17 protein-coding genes and 1 riboswitch are annotated in these 23,496 nt (G+C 50.8%); of the genes, 4 read left to right on the top strand and 13 right to left on the bottom strand.

Annotated elements, in window-relative coordinates; all coding sequences use genetic code 11:
- Window positions 1–70: 70 nt before the first annotated feature.
- The gene (locus BHV73_RS08975; protein ID WP_087413199.1) at window positions 71–1,315 is read left to right on the top strand and encodes an ABC transporter permease; all 1,245 of its coding nucleotides are present in this window, start codon (window positions 71–73) and stop codon (window positions 1,313–1,315) included.
- Window positions 1,316–1,509: 194 nt separating this feature from the next.
- On the opposite strand, the gene BHV73_RS08970 is transcribed toward BHV73_RS08975, so the two are convergent.
- The 8 genes from BHV73_RS08970 to BHV73_RS08935 form a co-directional block, all read right to left on the bottom strand.
- The gene (locus BHV73_RS08970) at window positions 1,510–2,682 is read right to left on the bottom strand and encodes a glycosyltransferase (RefSeq protein WP_009121748.1); all 1,173 of its coding nucleotides are present in this window, start codon (window positions 2,680–2,682) and stop codon (window positions 1,510–1,512) included.
- A gap of 49 nt (window positions 2,683–2,731) precedes the next feature.
- Window positions 2,732–3,394, bottom strand: coding sequence for a dethiobiotin synthase (gene bioD, locus BHV73_RS08965; RefSeq protein WP_009121749.1), 663 nt, complete (start codon window positions 3,392–3,394; stop codon window positions 2,732–2,734).
- 479 nt (window positions 3,395–3,873) lie between these two features.
- Window positions 3,874–4,908, bottom strand: a complete 1,035-nt coding sequence (locus BHV73_RS08960) for a malonyl-ACP O-methyltransferase (protein WP_286738005.1) — start codon at window positions 4,906–4,908, stop codon at window positions 3,874–3,876.
- 13 nt (window positions 4,909–4,921) lie between these two features.
- Entirely contained in the window at window positions 4,922–5,695 is a 774-nt protein-coding gene (locus BHV73_RS08955; RefSeq protein ID WP_087413201.1) for a pimeloyl-ACP methyl esterase BioG family protein, read from the bottom strand.
- A gap of 64 nt (window positions 5,696–5,759) precedes the next feature.
- Entirely contained in the window at window positions 5,760–6,929 is a 1,170-nt protein-coding gene (locus BHV73_RS08950; RefSeq protein ID WP_087413202.1) for an 8-amino-7-oxononanoate synthase, read from the bottom strand.
- A 14-nt stretch (window positions 6,930–6,943) separates the two neighbouring features.
- Window positions 6,944–9,178 (bottom strand): adenosylmethionine--8-amino-7-oxononanoate transaminase, encoded by a 2,235-nt coding sequence (gene bioA, locus BHV73_RS08945; protein WP_229116261.1) that lies wholly within the window; start codon window positions 9,176–9,178, stop codon window positions 6,944–6,946.
- A 239-nt stretch (window positions 9,179–9,417) separates the two neighbouring features.
- A complete protein-coding gene (gene nrdG / locus BHV73_RS08940; RefSeq protein ID WP_009121755.1) occupies window positions 9,418–9,918 on the bottom strand; it encodes an anaerobic ribonucleoside-triphosphate reductase activating protein in 501 nt (166 codons plus the stop codon).
- Between the two features lie 107 nt (window positions 9,919–10,025).
- Window positions 10,026–12,236 carry an anaerobic ribonucleoside triphosphate reductase gene (locus BHV73_RS08935; RefSeq protein WP_087413204.1) on the bottom strand — a complete coding sequence of 737 codons (2,211 nt, stop codon included), beginning with the start codon at window positions 12,234–12,236 and terminating at the stop codon, window positions 10,026–10,028.
- A gap of 279 nt (window positions 12,237–12,515) precedes the next feature.
- Window positions 12,516–12,736, top strand: a riboswitch (cobalamin riboswitch).
- A 60-nt stretch (window positions 12,737–12,796) separates the two neighbouring features.
- Here BHV73_RS08935 and BHV73_RS08930 point away from each other — a divergent pair.
- Window positions 12,797–13,765, top strand: coding sequence for a uroporphyrinogen decarboxylase/cobalamine-independent methonine synthase family protein (locus BHV73_RS08930; RefSeq protein WP_009121758.1), 969 nt, complete (start codon window positions 12,797–12,799; stop codon window positions 13,763–13,765).
- Window positions 13,766–14,069: 304 nt separating this feature from the next.
- On the opposite strand, the gene BHV73_RS08925 is transcribed toward BHV73_RS08930, so the two are convergent.
- The 5 genes from BHV73_RS08925 to BHV73_RS08905 all read right to left on the bottom strand — a co-directional run bounded on the left by BHV73_RS08925 (window position 14,070) and on the right by BHV73_RS08905 (window position 20,942).
- On the bottom strand, window positions 14,070–15,167 hold the full coding sequence (locus tag BHV73_RS08925; RefSeq protein WP_022218721.1) for a TlpA disulfide reductase family protein: 1,098 nt from the start codon (window positions 15,165–15,167) through the stop codon (window positions 14,070–14,072).
- Window positions 15,168–15,287: 120 nt separating this feature from the next.
- A complete protein-coding gene (locus BHV73_RS08920; protein ID WP_009121760.1) occupies window positions 15,288–15,845 on the bottom strand; it encodes a 30S ribosomal protein S16 in 558 nt (185 codons plus the stop codon).
- A gap of 123 nt (window positions 15,846–15,968) precedes the next feature.
- Window positions 15,969–17,270 carry a Na+/H+ antiporter NhaC family protein gene (locus BHV73_RS08915; RefSeq protein ID WP_087413205.1) on the bottom strand — a complete coding sequence of 434 codons (1,302 nt, stop codon included), beginning with the start codon at window positions 17,268–17,270 and terminating at the stop codon, window positions 15,969–15,971.
- Window positions 17,271–17,604: 334 nt separating this feature from the next.
- Window positions 17,605–19,095 carry a UxaA family hydrolase gene (locus BHV73_RS08910; RefSeq protein WP_087413206.1) on the bottom strand — a complete coding sequence of 497 codons (1,491 nt, stop codon included), beginning with the start codon at window positions 19,093–19,095 and terminating at the stop codon, window positions 17,605–17,607.
- A gap of 770 nt (window positions 19,096–19,865) precedes the next feature.
- Window positions 19,866–20,942 (bottom strand): LacI family DNA-binding transcriptional regulator, encoded by a 1,077-nt coding sequence (locus tag BHV73_RS08905; RefSeq protein WP_229028052.1) that lies wholly within the window; start codon window positions 20,940–20,942, stop codon window positions 19,866–19,868.
- 232 nt (window positions 20,943–21,174) lie between these two features.
- Between BHV73_RS08905 and BHV73_RS08900 the strand changes: the two genes are divergently transcribed.
- The gene (locus BHV73_RS08900) at window positions 21,175–22,200 is read left to right on the top strand and encodes a sugar kinase (protein WP_009121765.1); all 1,026 of its coding nucleotides are present in this window, start codon (window positions 21,175–21,177) and stop codon (window positions 22,198–22,200) included.
- Between the two features lie 144 nt (window positions 22,201–22,344).
- Window positions 22,345–23,013, top strand: coding sequence for a bifunctional 4-hydroxy-2-oxoglutarate aldolase/2-dehydro-3-deoxy-phosphogluconate aldolase (locus BHV73_RS08895; RefSeq protein ID WP_009121766.1), 669 nt, complete (start codon window positions 22,345–22,347; stop codon window positions 23,011–23,013).
- Window positions 23,014–23,496 lie beyond the last annotated feature (483 nt).

Here is a 23,496-nt window from a genome sequence, read left to right as displayed (position 1 = left end):
GGACTAAGAAAGCCTGCGGAATCCGTGTAACCCGTGCCCGGAAGAAATCGGAAGATATATAATACTACTGATGAATTTATCCCGTTTCATAGCGCTGCGTATTTACCGCAGTTCCGATGCCGGAAAGCAAGTTTCCCGTCCTGCCGTGCTGATAGCGACTATCGGTGTCGCTATCGGATTGGCGGTGATGATTATCGCTGTGTCGGTGATAATCGGTTTCAAGAGCGAGGTGCGCGATAAGATAATCGGTTTCGGCTCGCATATCCAGATAAGCAATTCGGACGCGGCGCGTTCTTTTGAAACCCGCCCCATAGCTGTGACGGACAGCATGATTGCCGCCCTCGCAGATAATCCCGACGTGAAACATGTGCAACGCTATTCCACCAAGCCGGGGATGATAAAGACGTCCGACGCCTTTCAGGGGATGGTGTTGAAGGGTATCGGGCCTGAGTACGGCAGTTCTTTCTTCCGTCGCCACCTGGTAGAGGGAGAGTTTCCGCAGTTCAGCGACTCGGCTTCTACCAACCGTGTCGTCATTTCGAAGGCGATGGCCGACAAGATGAAACTGAAGCTCGGCGATAAGATAGACACCTATTATATACAGGATGAGGTGCGTGCCCGCCGTCTGACCGTCACGGGCATTTACCAGACCAACTTTTCCGAGTACGATAACCTGTTCCTGCTCACCGACTTGTGCTTGGTGAACCGCCTGAACAAATGGCGTCCCGACCAGGTGAGCGGAGTGGAGCTGGAGCTATACGACTACGATAAACTGGAAGAAGCCACCTACCGGATAGCCGATGAGGTGAGCCGGCGCCCCGACCCGTACGGAGCGGACTACTGTGTGCTCAATGTGGAGCAACTGAACCCGCAGATTTTTGCATGGCTCGGCATTCTGGATGTCAATATATGGGTTATCCTTATCCTGATGACCGGTGTTGCCGGTTTCACGATGGTGTCGGGATTGCTGATTATCATCATCGAGCGTACTTCCATGATTGGCGTTCTGAAATCTTTGGGCGCGAATAATCTCACTATCCGCAAGCTGTTTCTTTGGCTGGCGGTATTCCTTATCGGAAAGGGAATGTTGTGGGGCAATGTGATAGGACTGGCTTTTTACTTTATCCAGAAATGGTTCGGCCTGTTCCGCCTGGACCCCGAAACCTACTATATGGACACCGTTCCCGTGTCTTTCAATATCTGGATTTTCTTGTTGCTGAATGTCGGTACGCTGCTGGCTTCGGTCATTATGTTGCTGGGGCCGTCATACCTTATTACACGGATTCATCCGGCAAATTCCATGCGCTACGAGTAAGAGCGGGTAGGGCAATCAAATTCCTGTCACGGCAGAGCCGAATCTGTCTTACGGGATGGATGATTTCGTCTTACGGAACGGATATTTTCATCTTACGGGACGGGTGGTTTTCATCTCATGGGACGAATAATTTCATCCCACGGGATAGATGTTTTCATTCCGCAAGGCGAATAACTCCGCCCCGTGGAATGGATTTATTTTCTCAGGAATCCGCTTTTCTTTCTAAACAGGCAGTAGAGTTTCCAACGGAGAGACTGTAAAGGTTGAAGCACGTCGAATACGGGCAGTGACCAGTAGTATCTGCGTTGGTCGTTCAAATCTTTTGCGGTCTTGTTGATGATGATGGCTTGCAGGATAAACCGAAATATACAGATAAGGAACGCAATGCCCGCCGCCAGCCAGTGAAAATGCAGTATACCTGCTGCGAGCGCGGCTATCCATGCGGCATGGAACGCCAGGCGGGTGGTGGTTTCCAATCCGGCCAGCCAGCGTTGCGCACCGTGGTAGAGGCGGGCGGTAGATGCGTAGCCTATCTTTTCTTCCCGCCAGTCTTTGGCGCGGAATACGGGTTGCATGCGTACGATGGCGTCCGCATCGGTTTCTACACGGGTATTCTCGGCTGTGGCTACATGGTTGATAAACAGGTCATCATCGCCACGTTGAAGGTTGAGATGCGCGGAGAAGCCTTTCTCCCGGTAGAACAGTTCTTTGCGGTAGGCGAGGTTGCGCCCGATGCCCATATAAGGGCTTCCGGCAAGCGCAAAACCGAGGTAACGCATGGAACTGAACAGGTTGTCGAACGCCACACGTTTGTGCAGCCAGCCTTTGCCGCGCTCATAACCGCTATATCCCAGAACGACTTGCGTACGCGAAGTGAAGTTACGTGCCAGCAGTCGCAGCCATTGGTCGCTTTGCGGACGGCAGTCGGCTTCGGTAAAGACGAGCCAGTCGTATTTGCTGGCTTTCACGCCGAGAGTGGCGGCGAGCTTCTTGCGGCTGATATAGCGTGAAGAGTCGGGGACGAAGCTGTGGTAGAGGTGCGGGTATTTCTCTTCCAGCAGGGTGAGGTAATCTTCGCTTTCGTCCGTATCGCCGTCATTGATAACGATAACCTCAAACTGCGGATAATCCTGCTCCAGCACAGCGGCCAGATTGCGGCGCAGGTTCTCGGATTCTTCACGGGCGCAGATGATGACCGATACAGGGGGGAGCTCTTGGGAGAAGTGCACATTGTCTCGTTTCACGGCACGGCTGCGCATGTGAATACGGTTGTACAGACAAAAGTAATAAAGGGCTTGAATGATAAAAAGAGTTCCCGTCGCTGCGAGTAATATCTTCTCGGTTGTATCGAATGTAAATGCTTCCATGTGTCCTATGACGTTTTATAACGTGCAAAGTTACGAAATTCGGCACAGATTACATGGCCTGACGCGGATTATTTATTTCCGGCACGACTTCAAACTTCGTTTCGGGGAAGTGCCTGGCAAGGTAGTCCCGTATGTATTGCATCGTATCGTTTTGTATGGTCGTGTCCTCTACCGTGGGATAAAGGTTGTACAATACGGTGTCGAGCGTGATTCCCCGGTGTTTAACGGCTTCAAGGCTTAGCAGGGTGTGATTGATGCTGCCCAGTTTGCCGGATGTTACGAAAATAAGGGGATAGTTTTTCTCGGCGATGTAGTCTATGGTGAGATATTCTTCCGTCAGGGGAACCATCAGGCCGCCGGCGCCTTCTACCAGTACGATGTCGTAGCGACGGGCGAGTTCGCGGGTGGCGCGCTCTATTTTGCCGAAGTCGATGGGGCGGTTGTCGATACGAGCCGCAAGGTGGGGAGAGCAGGGGTAGGAGAAGATTTCGGGCATGGTGAGCCCTTCTTTATCTTCGGGCAGGTAGCCTGTGCCCATGATACGGCGGTGAAGGTCGATGTCTTCGGAATGGCCGGTGTTGCCGGTTTGGATGAATTTCTGGGTGATGACACGCTGTCCGTTTTGGGATAGCTGCTTGGCGTACCAGGCGGTGCAGTAGCTTTTTCCGGCATCGGTATCGATACCGCTGATGAAATAGATGTCGGTATTCATGTCTTTTTATACTTTATATTTTATCTTTTTTGCCCTTACAGGGCGCAATGTTGGTTATATTCGTATTCCCGGGGTGTTACCCCGGGCTTAGCGATAGAAGGCTTTCAGCCTTAGGTTGCTTTATTATTTTATGCTCTATTACTTTATGCTCTATTATTTTATGCTTTATCCTTTATGCTTTATCCTTTAAGTAAGTGCCGATATTTTAACCATTTACTTATGATTTGGGATTTAATCCTATTTGACAAATTCCAAGCCTGAAGGGCTTTTATCTCTAAGCCCGGGGTAACACCCCGGGGATAAATGTTCTCGTTATTCTTCGCCCTGTAAGGGCACAATCTTTTTATCTTATCTTTTTTTGCCCTTACAGGGCGTAATGTTGGTTATATTCGTATTCCCGGGGTGTTACCCCGGGCTTTGCGATAGAAGGCTTTCAGCCTTAGGTTACTCTATTACTAATATCCTTTATTCTTTATCTTTCATGTTTTTATCTTTAATCTTTTATCTTCCCTCTTCCTCGCAATCACATAAATCGGGTGATAAGTCAGCGAAACGCTGCGGTCGTCGTTGCCGCACATCCGTATATATTCATCACAGAAACTCTGCAAACGTCCGCGTGTCCAAACTCTCTTTTCCGTGCCGGTAACTCCGGTTTGTTTGAGGTGTCGCAACACTTCGAGCGGAGTGCCGAACGGCAGGGAGACAATCTCTTCTTCGGCATAAAGAATCTCGAAACGGGGAGAGAGCAGGACTTTCAGGTTGTCGAGCGACAGATACTCCAGTCCGTGTCCGGTCAGGGCATGTATCTCCCGCATATTCTTCTTCCCGAAAGTACTGAATGCAAGAATGCCGCCGTCCGACAGAAAGCGGTGGCAACGGGCGAAGAACCGTTCCGTATCGGCAAACCATTGCAAGGTGGAGCAGGACGTTATCAAGTCCGTCCCTTGCGGGAAATCAAGCGTTTCCGCGTCACACGGCAGAAAGCTGACGGCGGTAGTTGCAGGAGAGCTTCCGCAAAGTGGCGCTTTGGTGTTTTCAGATGGCACTTTGGCGTTTTCGGATGGTACTTTGGTGCTCTCGGATGGCGTTTCGGCGCCGTAAAATTCCACATCGGCATCGTAAAGAACCCCAGAGGCGTTGCCCGCCTGAGGAGCGCGTGGCAGACGCCCGCCACCCGTCAGCAAGTCGTGTATGCACTCTTCCATTTCGGGACACAGGTCGTTAAGCAGCAACGTTTCCGGTTGCAACGTGTGCAGCAACAGGCGGGAGTAACAGCCCGTACCGCATCCGAACTCCGCAATATGGCGGAAGGAAAGGGCGGCGTTCCGCGGTTGCTGCCTGTCACCGTTACCGTCCGGTGCGGTAGCGGATGTACAGGCGTGCGCCGTGAGCAGGCGCAGCATTTTTTCCGCAACCTGCTGCTGTACGCGGGCTTCGCTGCCGTATGTGTCTCGCGCATGGGCAAAGCGCCGTGCCACGAGAGCTTTGTCAATGGATTGGGCGTTGCAAGTCATTTCCTCTGTCGTTTTATTCGATATTGATGGATTTGAGGTGGTGCATAAAGTCGTCGATGGGCATTTCCCACATGTCCTGCAACAGAAAACGGAACATGGACGCGTCATAGTGTGCGCTGTCCGTCAGGATTACATTGTTGCACATCAGGTTGTCGTGGTTCATTTCCAGGTTTTCAGGCGGAAAAATCCGGTCGTTGCTGCCGATAAAGGCGTAATCGTAGTCGTATTCGTACCTTTCGAAGTTCTCCTGAAACCTTTCTTCAGTCTCCTCATCATAACCTTTATGCTCCATGTTTCCAAACATCTCGAAGTACCGCTCCCGGATGAGCCTCAGTTCTTCCTTGATTTCATCGAAGTCCCGTCGGGGAGTTATTTCCATGAAGGCCTTGTAGGCGTTGCTGTCCTTGCACATGCGGCGCAGGAACTTCTGGAGCGAGGCGGGGGTGAGTCCGTCGAAAGTGGCCTGATAGGTTTGCACGGGAATACCTTCCAGATTGTCTATGGGGCTTGTACTTCCGTTGAAGGCTATACTGAAAATCTTTTCCCGGGGAACTTGGCTGAGTATGAGAGAGCCTGCCCACACCCCCATAGACCAGGCTACCACGTTTATCTGCCGGTAATGGTCGAAGACGGACGTGTCGAAGTCCGGTGTGCGGTAGTCGTAGCAAATCATGTAGTCCGTATCCTTGGGATGATACTGCTTGAAAGGAGTTTCATCTGCCGCCCATCCGGCAAAGAAAAGGAGTAACTTGGGGTGATTCTCGTTGATGATATACACTTGTTTCATTGTTTTTTCTTTATTAAATGATAAATATCGGTTGATGTTTTAATGCCGTTTGTCATAGGCATTGCTAAGTTTGAGTATGAACGGTCAGGTAATTCGTTAACTCTTCTATCTCCTCGCTTCTGATTTCCGCTGTCAGCGAAAAACGGATGCGTGATGTTCCTTCCGGCACTGTCGGCGGACGGACGGGCAGGGCGTAAAAGCCGTGCCGTTGCAAAGCCTCTGCCTGCAGGACGGTATCCGCGCTCTGTCCGACAATCATCGGAACGATATGGCTGGCGCCGGGACATGTATATCCTCGGGCTTGCAGGGCTTCGCGAAGCGTTCGGCCGATATGCGCCAGATGTTCGCGCCGTTCCTGCATATCTGCCAGTCGGCGTACAACAAACAGTGTCCATGCTATGTTTACGGGTGGCAGCCCGGTGGTGAAAATAAGTGTGCGCATGCGGTTTACGAGATACTCCCGTACCGTCTTTCTGCATACGATGTAAGCGCCTACGGACGCAGCCGCCTTGCCGAATGTACCGACGAGAAAGTCGATGTCGCGGATACAACCGGATTCCTCGGCGCAACCAAGCCCCCGCTTGCCGCGTACGCCGAAGGCGTGGGCTTCGTCCACATAAAGCAGTACGTTGTCATATCGGCGTTTTAACCCTGCCAGGGCTTGCAAATCCGCCCGGTCGCCATCCATGCTGAAGATGCTTTCGGTGACGATGATGATTCGGCGATAGGCGGAATGATGCTCTTTCAACAGCCGTTCCAATTGCGCCAAATCGTTGTGGCGGTAACGGACGCACTTGGCCGCCGAAAGACGGATGCCGTCAATCAGACTGGCGTGAACGAGCTTGTCGGCAAGTATCAGCGTCCGCGCATCGCTTACGGCAGGCAGGATACCCGTATTGGCATGATACCCGCTGTTGAAAATCAATGCGGCTTCCGTACCGAAAAGGTGTGCCAGCTCCGCTTCCAGTTCTTCGTAAACGGTGAAGTTGCCCGTCAGCAGCCGGGAAGAAGAAGAGGCGGGCAGGAACGTGTCGGGAGTAAGCGTGCGCAGGAACTCCTCGCGCAAGCTCCGGTCGGATGCCAGCCCCAGATAGTCGTTGGACGAAAGGTTCAGCATACGCGCTCCGTTCACGATGACATGCCTTCCGTCGTGCACCATTTTGGGCAAACGGCGCAGGTTGTTGTGTTCTTCAAGGTGTTGCAGCTCTTGCTGCATTTCATATATTGTATCCATTGTTCAACGCTTTCTTATTTCATTTCTTCCACAATCTTAATCAATCCTTTCGTCAATACGCCGAGCTGTTCCGGTTCGATGATGAAAGGCGGCATCAGATATACCAGCCTGCCGAACGGGCGTACCCAGATGCCTTCTTCAACGAAGCGTCGCTGCATCCATGCCATATCCACCGGCTGCTTGGTTTCTATGACGCCGATGGCTCCGAGTACGCGTACATCGGCCACTTGCGGCAGTTGCCGTGCAGGTTCCAGCTCCTGCCTTAGCTGTGCTTCGATGCGGGTAACTTTCTCCTGCCAATCATATTCGGGAGACGTGAGCAATCGTACCGATGCGCAGGCCACGGCGCATGCCAGAGGATTTCCCATGAACGTGGGGCCATGCATAAACGCGCCCGGGGCATGGTTGGAGATGGTGTCCGCCACCTCGTTGGCGGCCAGTACGGCGGAAAGCGTCATGTAGCCGCCGGTCAGAGCTTTGCCTATGCACATGATGTCCGGCTCTGTTCCGGCATGCTCCCAGGCAAACAGCTTTCCGGTACGTCCGAAGCCCGTCGCTATTTCATCGAAGATGAGGAGCAGACCGTGCTCACGGCATAGCTTCGCCGCTTCGCGCAGATACTGCGGATGATAAAACCACATTCCGCCTGCGCCCTGCACCACGGGTTCCAGTATCAAGGCCGCCAGCTCATCGGCGTGTTGCTCCATGATTTCTTTCAGCGGGAGAATATCATCCGGATTCCATTCGCCGCCGAAGCGTGAGCGGGGTTGCGGAACAAAGTACCGTACCGGGAGCGCCGAACCGAAGAGCGAGTGCATCCCCGTCACCGGGTCGCACACCGACATGGCGTTCCACGTATCTCCGTGATAGCCGCTGCGGATGGTGACAAAGTTATTCTTCTTGCCCCGGTTCTTGGCGTACCAATACTGCACAGCCATTTTCAAGGCCACTTCCACGGCCACCGAGCCGGAGTCCGCATAGAATATCTTCTGCATGGAAGGCGGAACCAGCGGCAGGAGCAGTTTTCCGAGTTCGATGGCGGGGTCGTGCGTCAGTCCGCCGAACATGACGTGCGACATCTTGCCGAGCTGTTCCGTGGCCGCCCTGTTCAGCGCCGGATGGTTGTAACCGTGTACGGCGCACCACCAAGAGGACATTCCCTCTATCAGCGTCTGTCCGCTTTCCAGCGTAATCGTTGCTCCGTCCGCCCGCTTCACCTTATATACAGGCAGCGGATCGGTGGTCGAAGTGTATGGATGCCACAGATGCTCGCGGTCGAATTGCGAACCGCAGAACTCATATCCGGCTTCTTCTATCAGCTTCTTGTCGTCGGAAATCTTAGAGCCGAGCGTGGTCAGCAAGTCGCCCACGATGGCCGAGTTGATACCTATATATAAGGACTTCTTCACCGCATCCTTGCTCAGTTGCGAACGTCCGCCCGCAAAGCGCAGGTAGGCTGTGGGATTGATGAAGCGGAACAGGGCGATTGTTACCAATACCTCTTCTTCCGTCAGAGCCTGCCGGTTTTCCAGCGGAGTGCCCGGAATGGGGCTGAGCAGGTTGATGGGGATGGACTGCACTCCCAGCTCTTTCAAGGTAAAGGCGAACTCGATACGCTGTTCCATCGTCTCGCCCATACCGATGATGCCGCCGCTGCAAATTTCCATACCCGCGTTGCGGGCGGCTTGCAGAGTGCGCAGCTTGTCTTCTTGCGTGTGCGTGCTGCACAGGGTGGGGAAGAAAGAGGGGGCTGTTTCCAGATTGCAGTGATAGCGTGTGATGCCGGCATCGTGCAGGGCTCGCAGTTCCTTTTCGTTCAGCAAGCCCAGAGAGGCGCATAGCTGTATGGACGAGTGGCGGCGCATATGGCGTGCCGTATCGCAAAGCTGTTCCATTTGTCGGGAAGAAGGTTTTCGGCCGCTGGTGACGAGGGAGAAACGGTTGACGTCCTGCCGTTCATTGTATTGCGCTTGTCTGAGGCATTCTTCTGCGGGGAGCAGGTCGTAGATGTCGGCCTTGGTGTGGTAGTGGGCGGATTGTGCGCACCATTTGCAGTTTTCGGGGCAGCGTCCCGACTTGGCGTTGATGATGGAGCACATATCAAACTCGTGCTGTGCGCACTGTACGGTAATCTCATGTGCAGCGGCATAAAGCGCTTCACGGTCGGCGGTGTTCGCCAGCCAGGCGGCTTGGTCGGGCGATATGTCTATGCCTGCCAGTACCCGGGCTTTCAGTTCGTCAATAGTCATGGTATGAATAAAATAGGGGAGAGTCTGAACCGCATCCTGCTTGCGCAGCGAGCTGTCGGCCACATTCTTGCGCAGACAGCCGATCGTGACGCATCTGCCTATGCTGGCGAATGCGGCATAGGCCTTCCGGCTCCAGCGGCGGAAGCGTATCGTATGTCCGGGGGATTGTTTTCGTTTCACGGTTTCAGTATCTCGTTGCGGATTATCTTATGTGGCTGCAAATGTAGGAAAAATATTCGTTAAATGCCCGGATTGTACCGGTAACTTACGGTTTTGTTTGCTTTCAGTGATGCCTGCACGTCAATCAGCCGTTGGTTCCTGCTGCCACGGAAGTAGAGGTCTTCGTCGCGCAGCTCCTGCCGGAATTTACCGTCCACCAGCACGTCGATGTACTCCAACAGCTTTGCCTGACGGGGATTGCGCAACAGCGACTCGAAGGTGTATCCGGTGTAGCACCAGATGTTTTTCCGGCTTCGCTGCTTGATGGCGTGCGCCAGTTCGGTGAAGCCTTCCGGCTGGAACATCGGGTCGCCCCCGCTGAACGTCACGTCTGCGAATGTATCGGCAAGCACCTTTTGCAGAATTTCATCGGTGCTCATCCAGCGTCCGCGGTTAATGTCCCACGACTCCGGATTGTGGCAGCCCGGACACCCGTTGGGGCATCCGGCCGCGTAAATGGCGGTACGGAAACCGGGACCGTCCACCGTGGTATCTTCTAATATCTCAAGAATGGAAAGCACTTTTTTAATGAAGAATTAAGAATTAGGGAAATTGAGAATTAAGAATTAAGAATGATGAATTCAGCATGAAAGCTCTTAACCAACTCTTAACTCTTAATTCTTAATTCTTAATTCCCATGTACTACCCTGTCGTTCAGTTCGGCGAGTTTGGCTTGGTTCCAACGGTCGGTGGTTCCTACCAGGTAGCCGGTGATGCGTTGCAGTTTGTCGATGTGGGTACTGCCGCATTTCGGACAAACTTCCAGGTCGGGGGTGGAGTTTTCGTATCCGCATTCCAGGCAGCGGTTGCGGTTGTGGTTCACCGAGCCGTAACCGATGTTGTACCGGTCCATCATATCTACTACACGCATGATGACTTCGGGGTTGTGGGTGGCGTCGCCGTCAATCTCCACGTAGAAGATGTGTCCGCCGCGGGTCAGGTCGTGGTAGGGGGCTTCTACTTCCGCTTTATGGCGGGCGCTGCACTTGTAGTACACGGGCACGTGGTTGGAGTTGGTGTAGTAGTCGCGGTCTGTGATGCCCGGCAGACAGCCGAACTTCTTGCGGTCTACACGGGTGAACTTGCCTGAAAGACCTTCGGCGGGCGTGGCCAGCACGCTGTAATTATGCTGATATTGGTCGGAGAACTGATTGGCGCGGTCGCGCATGTACGTCACGATTTTCAGACCTAATTCCTGGGCTTCTTCCGATTCTCCGTGGTGCTTGCCCAAAAGCGCGACCAGACATTCCGCCAGACCGATGAAACCGATGCCCAGCGTACCTTGGTTGATTACGGAAGAGATGTCTTCGTTCGGCTTGAGCTTGTCGCAACCTATCCACAAGGCGGACATCAGCAAGGGGAACTGTTTGGCAAACGCCGTCTTTTGGAACTCCATGCGTTCGTGCAACTGGCGGGCGGTGATGTCGAGCATGGCGTCCAGCTTGGCAAAGAAGAGGGCGATGCGCTGCTCCTTGTCCGCTATGTCCATGCACTCTATGGCAAGGCGGACGATGTTGATTGTGGAGAAAGAGATGTTTCCTCGGCCGATGGATGTTTTCGGGCCGAAGCGGTTTTCAAACACACGTGTACGGCATCCCATGGTGGCGACTTCGTACTCGTAGCGTTTCGGGTCGTCGGCTCTCCAGTCGTCGCTGCGGTTGAAGGTGGCGTCCAGATTCAGGAAGTTCGGGAAGAAACGGCGTGCGGTGACTTTGCAGGCAAGCTGGTAGAGGTCGTAGTTGCGGTCTTCGGGCAGGTAGCTTACGCCACGTTTCTTTTTCCATATCTGAATGGGGAAGATGGCTGTCTCACCGTTTCCTACGCCTTGATACGTGCTTTTCAGCAGTTCGCGGATGATGCAGCGTCCCTCGGCGGAAGTGTCCGTGCCGTAGTTGATGGAGCTGAACACCACTTGGTTTCCGCCACGGGAGTGTATCGTGTTCATGTTGTGGATGAACGCTTCCATGGACTGGTGCACGCGGGCTACGGTCTTGTTCACGGCATGCTGGACAATGCGGCGGTCGTCGGTCAGGCCGTCCAGCGGTTGTTGCAGATAGTCTGTCAGCTCTTTTTGGTAGAGGTGCGAGTAGTCCTTGCCGTTCAGCTCTTCCAGATTCTTTATTTCCTCGATGTAGCTGTTGCGCACGTAGGGGGCGAGGTAGAAGTCGAATGCGGGAATGGCTTGTCCGCCGTGCATTTCGTTTTGGGCTGTTTCCAATGAGATGCAACCCAGGATACTGGCGGTCTCGATGCGTTTTGCAGGGCGCGATTCTCCGTGTCCGGCGGAGAAGCCGTATGTCAGGATGCGGTCCAGCGGGTGCTGCACGCATGTCAGGCTCTTGGTAGGGTAATAATCCTTGTCGTGGATGTGCAGGTAGTTGTGGCTGACGGCATCCAGCACTTCTTCGCTCAGCAGATAGTCGTCTACAAACGGTTTGGTGGTCTCGCTGGCGAACTTCATCATCATGCCTGCCGGAGTGTCGGCATTCATGTTGGCGTTCTCGCGGGTGATGTCGTTGGATTTGATGTTGATGATTTCCAGAAACATATCGCGCGTCTTTGCCTTGCGGGCGATACTGCGCTGGTTGCGGTAGGCAATGTATTTCTGTGCGACATCTTTACGGCTGCTCTTCATCAGCTCCATTTCCACCAGGTCCTGAATGGCTTCCACCGTCATTTGGGCATCGCCCTTAAAGGAGATGTGGTCGGTGATTTGGCGTATCAGTTGCATGTCTTCTCCCTTGTCTGTATGGAGCATGGCCTTGCGGATGGCGGTTACTATTTTTTCTTCGTTGAAGCCGACGACGCGTCCGTCACGCTTGAGTACCGTTTGTATCATATTGGTTGTATTTTTTAGATTTTACAATAGGAGTTAATTGCGAAACAAAGGTATGATAGTTTTTCATACGTTTTCTGTTTTGGAAAACTTTTGTTGGATTAAAAATGGTTAATCTGTTGATAATCAAATATGGTTTGTGATAAAATGGAAAACTTTTCAGTTTGTGTGGTTTTTATAGTTGCACATTATTGATAATTATATATTAGATGATGTGTCAATCTGTTTTGAAGCGGCCGATGAAAAATAGGGATTTCACTTGCCGACTTTCAAATACTTTGGTTATATTTGCAGCGAATCGGTTTACCGATGGTTGTCATCATCGGTAATTAAAAGGGAATCGGGTGCAAATCCCGGACAGTCCCGCTGCTGTAAGGTTTCATACCAAACATTTCGACAGATACACCTCTGCCACTGATTATTTCCCCGTATGCGGGAAAAGGTTGGGAAGGCGGTTTGAAATGGAAACCGAGTCAGAAGACCTGCCATTCTTTGATTTTCTTTGCCACTCGTGGGATAGGGCAAAGCGCTGAGGTATTAATTTTCAAATAAAAAGAACGAATATGGGAAAGTTGTTTCCACCCTTTAAGGTCGATATTGCGGGGGCATTGTGTGTGCCTTCTGCGCTGCGGGACGCAAGGAGCCGCTATCAAGGCGGGCAAATCAGTCAGCAAACATTGCGTGCCGTGGAAAATGCGGAGATACGTAGTTTGATTGAACGGCTGAGGTCGGAAGGCGTAAGGATTGTGACGGATGGCGGATTTCGGAGTTATGATTTCCTGGAAGCCTGGGAAGGCATCCGCCGGAAGGGCGATGCGGGGGCTCCGTCCGGCAAGGAGCTGGAAGTGACGGGCAGGATAGGTTTGCTTCATCATCCTATCCTTGATGATTTTGCTTTTTTGGCGGCGAATGCTTCGGACGATGTATTGCCCAAACAGCATATTCCTTCGCCCGGAAAAGTACTGATGAGGATTCTTCGCGAGACGGATGCCGGGTGCATGAAGTCGGTTTATCCGGACTTGAATATACTGCTGGATGATTTGGCGGCGGCTTATAAGAAGTTGCTGGAAGGGCTTTATGAGGCCGGTTGCCGTTATATACAGTTCGAGGGCGTGAAGTCCATGCTGACCGATGAAGCCGCCCGCCTCAATAACCGGGTGCTGCGCGAGCGTCCCGAAGGGTTGTTCGTGGCTTTTCATGCCGCGACGGATATGTTGATACGGCTGCGCGGGGCGGACGCGTATTTTCTGGATTATGATTGCGGGATTTGCGATCGCAGCCGTCTGTTGTGGTTTGTGCATGAACGGGAAGCTGTGTTTGGTTTCGTGCTCTCTTATTATCCCGATGAGGAAGAACTGGATGAGTTGCAGGCCAAGATGGAAGAAGTGCTGAATTATATTCCCGTGAAGCATCTGACGCTCTGCCTGCCCGATGCGGATAATCTTCTTAATCCCTCGGAAGAGGATGAGGAGAAACAATGGAAAACCGTGGGACTGGCTAAGGATATGGCAGACCGTATATTCCCTGTCTGAGCGCACGCACTGTTGTGTCCGGGCGCATGTCTTGCTGTGTTTGAGCGCAGGCTTTGTTATGGCTGAGCCCGCACTTTGTTACATCCGAGCCCGCGTCTCGTGGTGGCCGAGCCCGCATGTTACCATAACTGAGCCCGCATCTTACGGCTGTTGCCCTGCGGGATTGCAAAACAATAAAGAGGGTGTGTCGAAACCCTCATAAATAGGAAATCACCCTCGCCACAGATAATCGTAGCGGGGGTGATTTCGATACAAGGGGAGTTTTGACACCCCCCTTTGTTTTATACTCTTTCGGCTTCCTCGCTTATTTAAGCACTTCAGCCAATTTTTCTTGCAGTTCCTCTCCGTGCAAACCGCGTGCAAGGATAATTCCGTCACCGTCAATCAGTACCGTGTGGGGAATGCTGCTTACGGCATACAGCTTGGCGCCTTCATTATTCCAATATTTCAAGTCGGACATTTGCGGCCAGGTGATATTCAGTTTGTCGATAGCTTCTTTCCAAGAATCGCCGTTCTGGTCTAAAGAAACGCCTACAATCTCGAAATTCTTGTTCTTGTACTTGGCGTATGCCTCTACCAGGTTAGGCATTTCGCGACGGCAGGGTCCGCACCAGCTTGCCCAGAAGTCGACGAGCACGGTCTTGCCCTTTCCTACGTAGTCGGACAGTTTCACGGTCTTTCCTTCGGGAGTCTGCATTTCAAAGTCCGTAAACTTCTGGCCTACGGCAGTGGCTTTCATCTTTTCTACATTCTCCTTGATGCGGATGATGGTGGCGTCGTTGCTGTATGTGGCGGGAATCTGCGGCATCAGCGGGTCGAGTTCTTTCACATCCAAGTAGTAGTAATTGCTTTTCAGCAGATGCACGCCCACGGCATTGGTAATGTTTTGGCTGATGCCGGCTTTGGCCACTTCCATCATTTTGCTTTCCAGCGCACTCATTTCCTTGCCTTTGGCTTCGCGCTGCTGGTCGGTCAGGGCGGTGTCGGTCATGGAAGTGTAGATGTTTTCCATCTGGCTGTCCAGTTCGTTGAGCTGGGTTCTGATGGCCTGGTAGATGTCGTTGTTGGCGGTACCGGTGGCGGAGCTGCTCTTTCCGTTGAGTTTGATATTGATTTTTCCGTTTTCGAGGAAGAAGTCCATAATCATACCCTCTGCTCCGGCGGGGCTATAAGTAAGGTAGCGGTTGGCGGCAGTGTCCTGCGTTCCTTTGAAGGTGAAGGTTCCGTTGGTGATGACTGCGGAATCGAGTTTTACGAGTTGGCGGCCTTCCACGGTTTGCAGGAAGACGGTATCGCCGTCGGTTGCACCCTCTATCGTTCCGGTTACGGTGTAACCTTGGTTCCCGCTGTTACAGGCTGCGAATACGGCAGCGGCAGCGAGCAGGTAAGTTAGTTTTTTCATTGCTTTGTTCATTAAATAAATAATTTGTAGCCACAAAGATAATAATAAAAAATCCCCACCGGTATAACCGGTGAGGATTTTATGTTTTTTGTCCCTTTTTTACAGGGAAAGCTCTGCTTTTTATTCAGCAGCGGCTTCTGCTGCGGGAGCTTCTTCAGCCGGAGCTTCGGTAGCTTCTGCTTCTGCAGGTGCTTCAGCGGCAGCCTTGGCAGCTTCTTCAGCGGCTTTCTTTTCGGCCAATGCTTTAGCTTTCACTTCGTTTACTTTCTTTTCGGCTTCCAGACGTGCTTTGGCTTCAGCTTTCTTAGCTTCTTCGTCTTTAGCTTTCAGAGCGGCCAAACCGTTTTGTTTGTCGTTCTTCCAAGCTTCGAACTTAGCTTCTGCTTCTGCTTCGCCGAATGCGCCTTTCGCTACACCGCCAAGAAGGTGCTTCTTCATGTAAACGCCTTCACGGGAAAGGATGTTGCGGACAGTGTCGGTAGGTTGTGCACCTTTCAACACCCAGTCAAGTGCGCGGTCGAATTTCAAATCTACTGTGGCAGGATTGGTGTTAGGGTTGTAAGTACCAATCTTCTCAATAAATTTACCATCACGTGGTGCTCTTACGTCTGCAATTACGATAGAGTAGAAAGCGTAGCTCTTACGTCCATGTCTTTGCAATCTGATTTTTGTTGCCATTTAAATAAATGTTTTTAGTTAATGATTTGAATTATGCTGCTAACTCGTAGTAGCGGGCGCAAAGGTACGCTTTTTCTTTTGATTGACAAATAGTTCGCGTAATATTTTCATTCCGGGGAAGAATTATGAGTATCTTCTCGGATACCTTATCAATATGGCGAGTATCGCGCAGGCTCCCATGCAGAACGGATAGTAAAGGTTGCCTATGATGCCGAGCGGCGAGATGCCGGCAAGTCCTGCGGCTATCAGCATTTGTGCGCCGTAGGGAATGATGCCTTGAATGAGGCAGGAGAATGTATCGAGTATGCTTGCCGTTTTCCGGCGGTCCAGGTGGAAGCGCTTGGCTATGTCCTTGGCGATGGGGCCGGTGGTGATGATGGCAATGGTGTTGTTGGCGGTACAAAGATTGGCTACGCTCACCAGTGCGGCTATGCTCAGTTCCGCTCCCCGCTTGCCGGTGACGTGGCGGGTGAGGCGGGCGATGATGAAGTCGATGCCGCCGTTGTAGCGGATGGTTTCGAGCATTCCGCCTGCCAGCAGGGTGATGATGATAAGTTCGCCCATGCCGGTGATGCCCGTTCCCATGGCGCCGAACCAGTCGAAGAACCCCATTCCGGTGAAGAGGCCGATGATACCGGTCGAGAAGATGCCGAGCAGCAGCACCGACATCACGTTCATTCCGGCTATCGCCGTACCCAGCACGATGAGGTAGGGGATTACCTTTATCCATTCAATCTCTTGTATTTGCGGGGCGGCGGACAATGACAGCCCTTGAAAGATGTAAATGCCCAGCACAATCAATGCGGCCGGTACTACAATCATGAAATTTACTTTGAATTTGTCCCGCATAACGCAGTCCTGCGTCTTTGTGGATGCAATCGTGGTGTCTGATATGAACGAGAGGTTGTCTCCGAAGAACGAGCCGCCCACCACGATGGCTACCATATAGGGCAGGTCTATGCCTGTTTTCTCCGCCAGCCCCACCGCCACCGGAGTAAGCGCGACGATAGTCCCCACGCTGGTGCCGATAGACAGGGATATGAAACAGGCGGCTATGAAGATACCCGCCAACAGCAGGTTGTCCGGCAGGATATGCAGGGTCAGATTCACCGTGGCGTCGATGGCTCCCATCTGCTTGGCGCTTTGCGCGAACGCTCCGGCGAGGACGAATATCCATATCATCAGCAATATGTTCTTGTTGCCTGCGCCTACGGAAAACTGGTAGACGCGTTGTTCCAGTTTCAGCCCCCGCGTAATGGCGATGGCGTAGCAGGACGACAGCAGGAAGGCCACCGTAATCGGTACTTTATAGAAATCGTTTACAAGCAGTGATGTGATGAGGTATAGACAAAGAAATACAGCCAACGGACTTAGCGACCACCAGCCGCCCTTGTGCTTTGGAGAAGTAGTTGTATCTGCGGACATACTTTTCTGTTATGGAATTATAAGAGCGATATATTGAGTAAACCGGCTGCAAAGATAGGAAAAAAAGAATAGAATTCCGGTTGATACCTCATTCTGTCATTCGAAACGAAGTGAAGAATCTCTTTCCTCATATATAAAGGAAAGGGGTTCTTCACTTCGTACCGAATAGTTGAATGAGGGTTGAAATTCATTCTGACACTTTCTTTCCCTATTTAGGGATGGAATACGCCCGGTGATTTTTTCAGGCATGGATTGCACGGATTTTTTTAATATCCGTTTAATATCCGTGAAATCCGTGTAATCCGTACCAGAAAAACCACCGGGCAAACCTGTATTATAAAGTCACGCCTGTCTTGAAGATGGCGATTTCCTTGTAACCCTTCTTTTCGTTGTTCACGAACTCGCCGCTTGCCACACGGATAATGTAGTCGATGAAACGTTCGCAAGTCTTTTCCATCGGTTCGTTTTCAAGGATAACTCCGGCGTTGAAGTCAATCCAGCCCGGTTTGTTCTTGGCGAGGGTGGAGTTGGTGGAAATCTTCATGGTCGGTACGTACGTTCCGAACGGTGTTCCGCGGCCTGTCGTAAACAGTACCATGTGGCATCCGCATGAAGCCAGGGCAGTGGCTGCAACCAAGTCGTTTCCCGGTGCCGAAAGCAGGTTCAGGCCTTTTACTTGCAGGCGTTCGCCATAAGGAAGCACGCCGTCTACGTAGCTCTTGCCGCACTTCTGGGTACATCCCAGAGCCTTGTCTTCCAGTGTGGAGATGCCGCCGGCCTTGTTGCCCGGAGACGGATTCTCACCTACCGGTTCGCCGTGCGAGAGGAAGTATTCTTTGAAGTCGTTTATCAGTTTCACCGTTTCTTCAAACAGCTCTTTGTTACGGCAGCGGTTCATCAGGATTGTTTCCGCACCGAACATTTCGGGTACTTCCGTCAGTACGCTCGTACCGCCTTGCGCAATGAGGAAGTCGGAGAACATACCCAGCAGCGGGTTGGCCGTAATGCCTGAGAAGCCGTCGGAACCGCCGCATTTCAAGCCTACGCGCAGCTCGCTCAGAGGCACATCCATGCGCTCGTCCTTGCTGGCTTTTTCGTAGAGTTCGCGCAGCAGCTTCATGCCTTCTTCGTATTCGTCGCCCACTTTCTGCGTCACCATGAACTTCACGCGGTCGGAATCGTATTCACCCAAAAACTCGCGGAATACATCCGGCTGGTTGTTTTCGCATCCCAGGCCTACCACAAGTACAGCTCCGGCATTGGGATGCAGCACCATGTCGCGTAGTATTTTCTTGGTGTTCTCGTGGTCGTCGCCCAGCTGCGAGCAGCCGTAATTGTGCGGGAATGCCATGATTGCGTCCACGCCTTTGCCCTCTGTCTCACGGCGCAGGCCTTCCGCCAGTTGGTTGATGATGCCGTTTACACAGCCCACCGTGGGGATAATCCATATCTCGTTGCGCACTCCCACATCACCGTTTTTGCGGCGGTAACCTTTGAAGGTCAGGTTCTTGTGCGGAATATCCAGATTCACTTCGGTGGGATTGTACGTATATTCCAGCAGTCCGGCAAGATTGGTCTTGATGTTGTTTTCGTTCATCCAGTCGCCCTGCTTCTTAGCGGTGCGGGCGTGGCCGATGGGATAACCGTATTTAATCACATTTTCGCCTTCCGCAAAATCTTGCAGCGCGAACTTGTGCCCGGCAGGAACATCTTCGTTCAGGACGATTTCCTTGCCGTCTACTATGAGCTTTTCACCTGCCGGCAGTGCCACAATGGCTACTGCGACGTTATCGGCAGGATTAATTTTCAGGTACTTTGTTTCCATATGAATATGTTTTAATTAGTTTCGTTCAATATTACTTGATTGCTTTAATCACTTTATTATCTTACTATCTTATTATCTTATTGCCTTACTATCTTATTGCCTTATTATCTTACTACTTTATCGCTGCTACCTTATTGCTGCTACTTTATCGTTTCTACTTTATCGCTTCTACCTTATCACTTCTACTTTATCGTTTCCACCTTATCACTTTTACCTTATTACTTCTATTTTATCATTTCTACCTTATCGCTTTATCATCTTACCACCTTATCACTTTCACCTTGTTATCTTACCACCTTATTAAACAAGTAAGTGTTGAAAGCTATTTATAGTAAGTATAACCTAAGCCTGAAGGGCTTTTTATCTTATAGCCCGGGGCAACGCCCCGGGAATAAATGTTCCCGGAACCCTGCGCCCTGTAAGGGCAAAAGATTAATCTTCAAATATTTTGCCCTTACAGGGCGCAATGTTATTCATATTCGTATTCCCGGGGTGTTACCCCGGGCTATAAGATAAAAAGGCTTTCAGCCTTAGATTACCCTATATCATCGTTACTGATATAAACTGAATTTCAACATTTATTAATGTATAATCAGCTTGTACTGTCTGTCATTCTAACATTTGCTTATTATAATGTTATTCTATATGCCCTTACTTATTATAATGTTATTTTATATGCCCTTGCTTATTATAATGTTATTCTATATGCTCTTGCTTATTATAATGTTATTCTATTTTATCTTACTTGTTATAGTGGTATTTTATATCTCTTACTTATTATAATAGTATTCTATATTCTCTTTCGTCAGCAGGTCAATCGGCATGAAATTCTCCCTTGCGATTTCTTTCTTCAGAATCAGATGGTCGCACAGGGCTTTGATGCCGTCGAACCCCTGCAAGGTGGGTTGCTGGGCGATGAGGAAGAAGATGCTCCCCTCTTTCAGGCAGTCCACGTTACGTTTCAGCAGGTCATATCCCATGAGGTTGAAATCCGTTCTCCGGTGCTTTTGCAGATATTCGCCGATGATATATGCTTTGGAGTTGAAGGTGATGCCGTTCTTTACGGTGGGGTGGGCGCGGAAGAAGTCGTCCAGCATTTGCGCGTCCTCGCTGTCGCGTTTGGCGTGCAGGTTCAGTTCCCAGATGCGGCAGGCGGGGTGATGCTCGCTCATGTATTCCCGGAAACCGATTTCCCGCCGTTCCTGCTGGTTGGAGCCCACGATGCCTTCGTTTATCTTGCGGAAGATTACGATTTCCTGCGCATCCTCGCCGGCGAGCAGCATCAGCATGCGTGCAGCGAAATATCCGCTTTGGTGCGAGTTCTGTCCGAAGAAGGAGAGGGCGGGAGCTTCCTTGATGTTCGAGTCTATATATATATAAGGTATATTCAGCTTTTCGAGCTCGTCGGTGAAGGGGGCGGTGTACTGCGGGGCGGTGGGGGCGAACAATACGCCGTCGGGCTTCATGTCCGCGATGCTGCGGGCGGCGCGGGCGAAGGAGCGGTAGTCGTACGGATCGTAGTACGTCAGCTTCACGGTGATGTTGAAGTCCGAATAGGTTGTCAGCGCTTCGTGGATGCCGCCTTCCACTTCCGTCCAATACTCCCCGGTGTCGTGCTGGGGCAACAGGCAGGCAAACGCATACTTCTTGTTGGACGCCAGTGCGCTGGCATACATATTGGGTTGATAGTTCAGCTTCTCCAAGATTTCTTCCACACGTTTACGGCTGGCTTCCGACACTCCGCTACGTCCGTGGATAACGCGGTCTACGGTTCCCACCGATACATCAGCCATCCTGGCGATGTCCTTAATCCTTATCCTTTCCGGTGTATTCATGGGCTTGTTCATGGCTTTTTGTGCTCGCACACAATAATAATCTAAATATTTTCGACACAAATATATAACAATTTTTGTAATTACGAAAATTGTTGTATCTTTGTGCCCGCACACGAAAGCTATGAAGAACAAACCCCGTTTTCGTTTACTCTGCATAGAATCAAGTGTTTAACCTCTTCATGAGGGCTGATATGACAATTTGAAAGAAACAATTTAATCATATATTTAATAAAAACATAGAATTATGGGAAAGAAAGTCGTTACATTAGGTGAGATTATGTTGAGACTGTCCACTCCGGGCAACACTCGTTTCGTACAGTCCGATTCTTTTGATGTAGTATATGGCGGTGGTGAAGCCAACGTTGCTGTCAGCTGCGCCAACTACGGTCATGATGCTTACTTTGTAACCAAATTGCCGAAACACGAAATCGGTCAGTCAGCGGTGAACGCTTTGCGTAAATATGGTGTAAAGACAGACTTTATCGCACGTGGCGGTGACCGCGTAGGTATCTATTATCTGGAAACCGGTGCGTCCATGCGTCCCAGCAAGGTGATTTACGACCGCGCCCACTCTTCAATCTCCGAAGCGGATGCGGCGGATTTCGATTTCGACGCTATCATGGAAGGTGCAGACTGGTTCCACTGGTCAGGTATCACTCCGGCTATCTCCGACAAGGCTGCCGAATTGACCCGTCTGGCTTGCGAAGCCGCCAAGCGTCATGGTGTTACGGTATCCGTAGACCTTAACTTCCGTAAGAAACTTTGGACAAAGGAAAAAGCTCAGTCCATCATGAAACCGTTGATGCAATACGTAGACGTTTGTATCGGTAACGAAGAAGACGCGGAACTCTGCCTCGGTTTCAAACCCGATGCTGACGTAGAAGGCGGTAAGACAGATGCGGAAGGCTACAAAGGCATCTTCAAGGCAATGGCCAAAGAATTCGGTTTCAAATATGTAATCTCTACTTTGCGCGAATCATTCTCGGCAACACACAACGGCTGGAAAGCAATGATTTACAACGGCGAAGAGTTCTACGAATCAAAACGCTACGACATCAACCCGATTATCGACCGTGTAGGTGGCGGTGACTCTTTCTCAGGCGGTATCATCCACGGTTTGCTGACTAAGCCCAACCAAGGCGCCGCTCTCGAATTCGCGGTGGCCGCTTCGGCTTTGAAGCACACTATCAACGGTGACTTCAACCTCGTTTCTGTTGAGGAAGTGGAAGCGCTGGCCGGTGGTGACGCAAGCGGTCGCGTACAACGCTGATAATTCTTTTCAGGCGCGGATTACACGGATTTTACGGATGCCGGTGTAATAATCACATGGAAAATACGGTGCTGAGCCCGTGCAATCCATGCCTGAAAAAATCAAATAGAGTTATTCCTATACATTAAATTATTGATTAATACAATGGCAAAATTTGATAAAATAGCCGTATTGAACAAGATTGGTTCAACCGGTATGGTTCCTGTATTCTACCACAAAGATGCAGAAGTAGCGAAAAAAGTAGTGAAGGCATGTTACGACGGCGGTGTCCGCGCATTCGAGTTTACCAACCGCGGCGACTTCGCTCACGAAGTATTTGCCGAAGTAGTGAAGTTCGCTGCTAAGGAATGTCCCGAAATGGCTATGGGTGTAGGTTCTATCGTAGACCCTGCTACCGCTGCGCTGTATCTGCAATTGGGCGCAAACTTCATTGTAGGCCCGTTGTTCAATCCCGAAATCGCTAAGATTTGCAACCGCCGTCTGGTGGCATACACTCCGGGATGCGGAAGCGTTTCAGAGGTAGGCTTCGCTCAGGAAACAGGTTGCGATCTCTGCAAGATATTCCCCGGTGACGTGCTGGGTACAAAACTCGTAAAAGGCCTGTTGGCTCCGATGCCGTGGTCTAAGCTGATGGTTACCGGCGGTGTGGAACCGACACAGGAAAACCTGACTTCTTGGATTAAAGCCGGCGTATTCTGCGTAGGTATGGGTTCCAAGCTCTTCCCGAACGACAAGGTTGCCGCTGAAGACTGGACTTACGTTACGGAGAAATGCAAGGAAGCTCTGGCTTACATTGCGGAAGCAAGAAAGTAATCATTATATTTCATTTTGTTTAAAGGTGTTTAAAGGGGACAACCATCGAGGTGCTACGGCACTTCGGTGGTTTGTTTTTTTGTACCCGGTGTAACGCTTTCGGCGGAAAGAGTGTCACAATGATAGCCTTTTAAGTGTTTACAAGTGTAAAAGAGACGTTTAATCTCTAAAACAATGTTATAAGACACTCACTTTTTCTCTCTACTGTTTGCGCACACGGAAAAAACGCTTACCTTTGCAGTGCAGTTGAGAAATTGCTCTTAAAAAATAAAAGAAGAGTTTTCAGTAAAGGTAATTAGTTAAGAGGTAAAAAGATTGAATTAATTCATAAGCGAAAAATTTATAGATTAAAAGTAGGTAATTAGGTAAAGGTAAAAGTTAAACATTAAGTGTTATTTGATAGGTTTGAAGTTTGTTTTTAGAGGTAAAAAGAAAGATTGATTTTCGGGTAACAATTTGATGCAAGTAAAAAAGAAAAGCCTT

This window comes from Bacteroides sp. 44_46 (assembly GCF_001915465.1).
In the GTDB taxonomy this organism is placed as follows: Bacteria; Bacteroidota; Bacteroidia; order Bacteroidales; family Bacteroidaceae; genus Bacteroides; species Bacteroides clarus.
The sequence above is the reverse complement of the archived record's forward strand: the minus strand, read 5'-3'. Positions and strand labels throughout refer to the sequence as shown.

What these genes read in the sequence shown, in the direction of transcription:
- bioA (WP_229116261.1), bottom strand. Translation starts at nt 9,178, where the DNA reads ATGACTATTGACGAACTGAAAGCCCGGGTACTGGCAGGCATAGACATA.
- BHV73_RS08970 (WP_009121748.1), bottom strand. Translation starts at nt 2,682, where the DNA reads ATGGAAGCATTTACATTCGATACAACCGAGAAGATATTACTCGCAGCG.
- BHV73_RS08960 (WP_286738005.1), bottom strand. Translation starts at nt 4,908, where the DNA reads ATGACTTGCAACGCCCAATCCATTGACAAAGCTCTCGTGGCACGGCGC.
- BHV73_RS08895 (WP_009121766.1), top strand. Translation starts at nt 22,345, where the DNA reads ATGGCAAAATTTGATAAAATAGCCGTATTGAACAAGATTGGTTCAACC.
- BHV73_RS08930 (WP_009121758.1), top strand. Translation starts at nt 12,797, where the DNA reads ATGGGAAAGTTGTTTCCACCCTTTAAGGTCGATATTGCGGGGGCATTG.
- BHV73_RS08905 (WP_229028052.1), bottom strand. Translation starts at nt 20,942, where the DNA reads ATGAACAAGCCCATGAATACACCGGAAAGGATAAGGATTAAGGACATC.
- bioD (WP_009121749.1), bottom strand. Translation starts at nt 3,394, where the DNA reads ATGAATACCGACATCTATTTCATCAGCGGTATCGATACCGATGCCGGA.
- BHV73_RS08910 (WP_087413206.1), bottom strand. Translation starts at nt 19,095, where the DNA reads ATGGAAACAAAGTACCTGAAAATTAATCCTGCCGATAACGTCGCAGTA.
- BHV73_RS08920 (WP_009121760.1), bottom strand. Translation starts at nt 15,845, where the DNA reads ATGGCAACAAAAATCAGATTGCAAAGACATGGACGTAAGAGCTACGCT.
- BHV73_RS08950 (WP_087413202.1), bottom strand. Translation starts at nt 6,929, where the DNA reads ATGGATACAATATATGAAATGCAGCAAGAGCTGCAACACCTTGAAGAA.
- BHV73_RS08900 (WP_009121765.1), top strand. Translation starts at nt 21,175, where the DNA reads ATGGGAAAGAAAGTCGTTACATTAGGTGAGATTATGTTGAGACTGTCC.
- BHV73_RS08975 (WP_087413199.1), top strand. Translation starts at nt 71, where the DNA reads ATGAATTTATCCCGTTTCATAGCGCTGCGTATTTACCGCAGTTCCGAT.
- BHV73_RS08925 (WP_022218721.1), bottom strand. Translation starts at nt 15,167, where the DNA reads ATGAAAAAACTAACTTACCTGCTCGCTGCCGCTGCCGTATTCGCAGCC.
- BHV73_RS08955 (WP_087413201.1), bottom strand. Translation starts at nt 5,695, where the DNA reads ATGAAACAAGTGTATATCATCAACGAGAATCACCCCAAGTTACTCCTT.
- BHV73_RS08915 (WP_087413205.1), bottom strand. Translation starts at nt 17,270, where the DNA reads ATGTCCGCAGATACAACTACTTCTCCAAAGCACAAGGGCGGCTGGTGG.
- BHV73_RS08935 (WP_087413204.1), bottom strand. Translation starts at nt 12,236, where the DNA reads ATGATACAAACGGTACTCAAGCGTGACGGACGCGTCGTCGGCTTCAAC.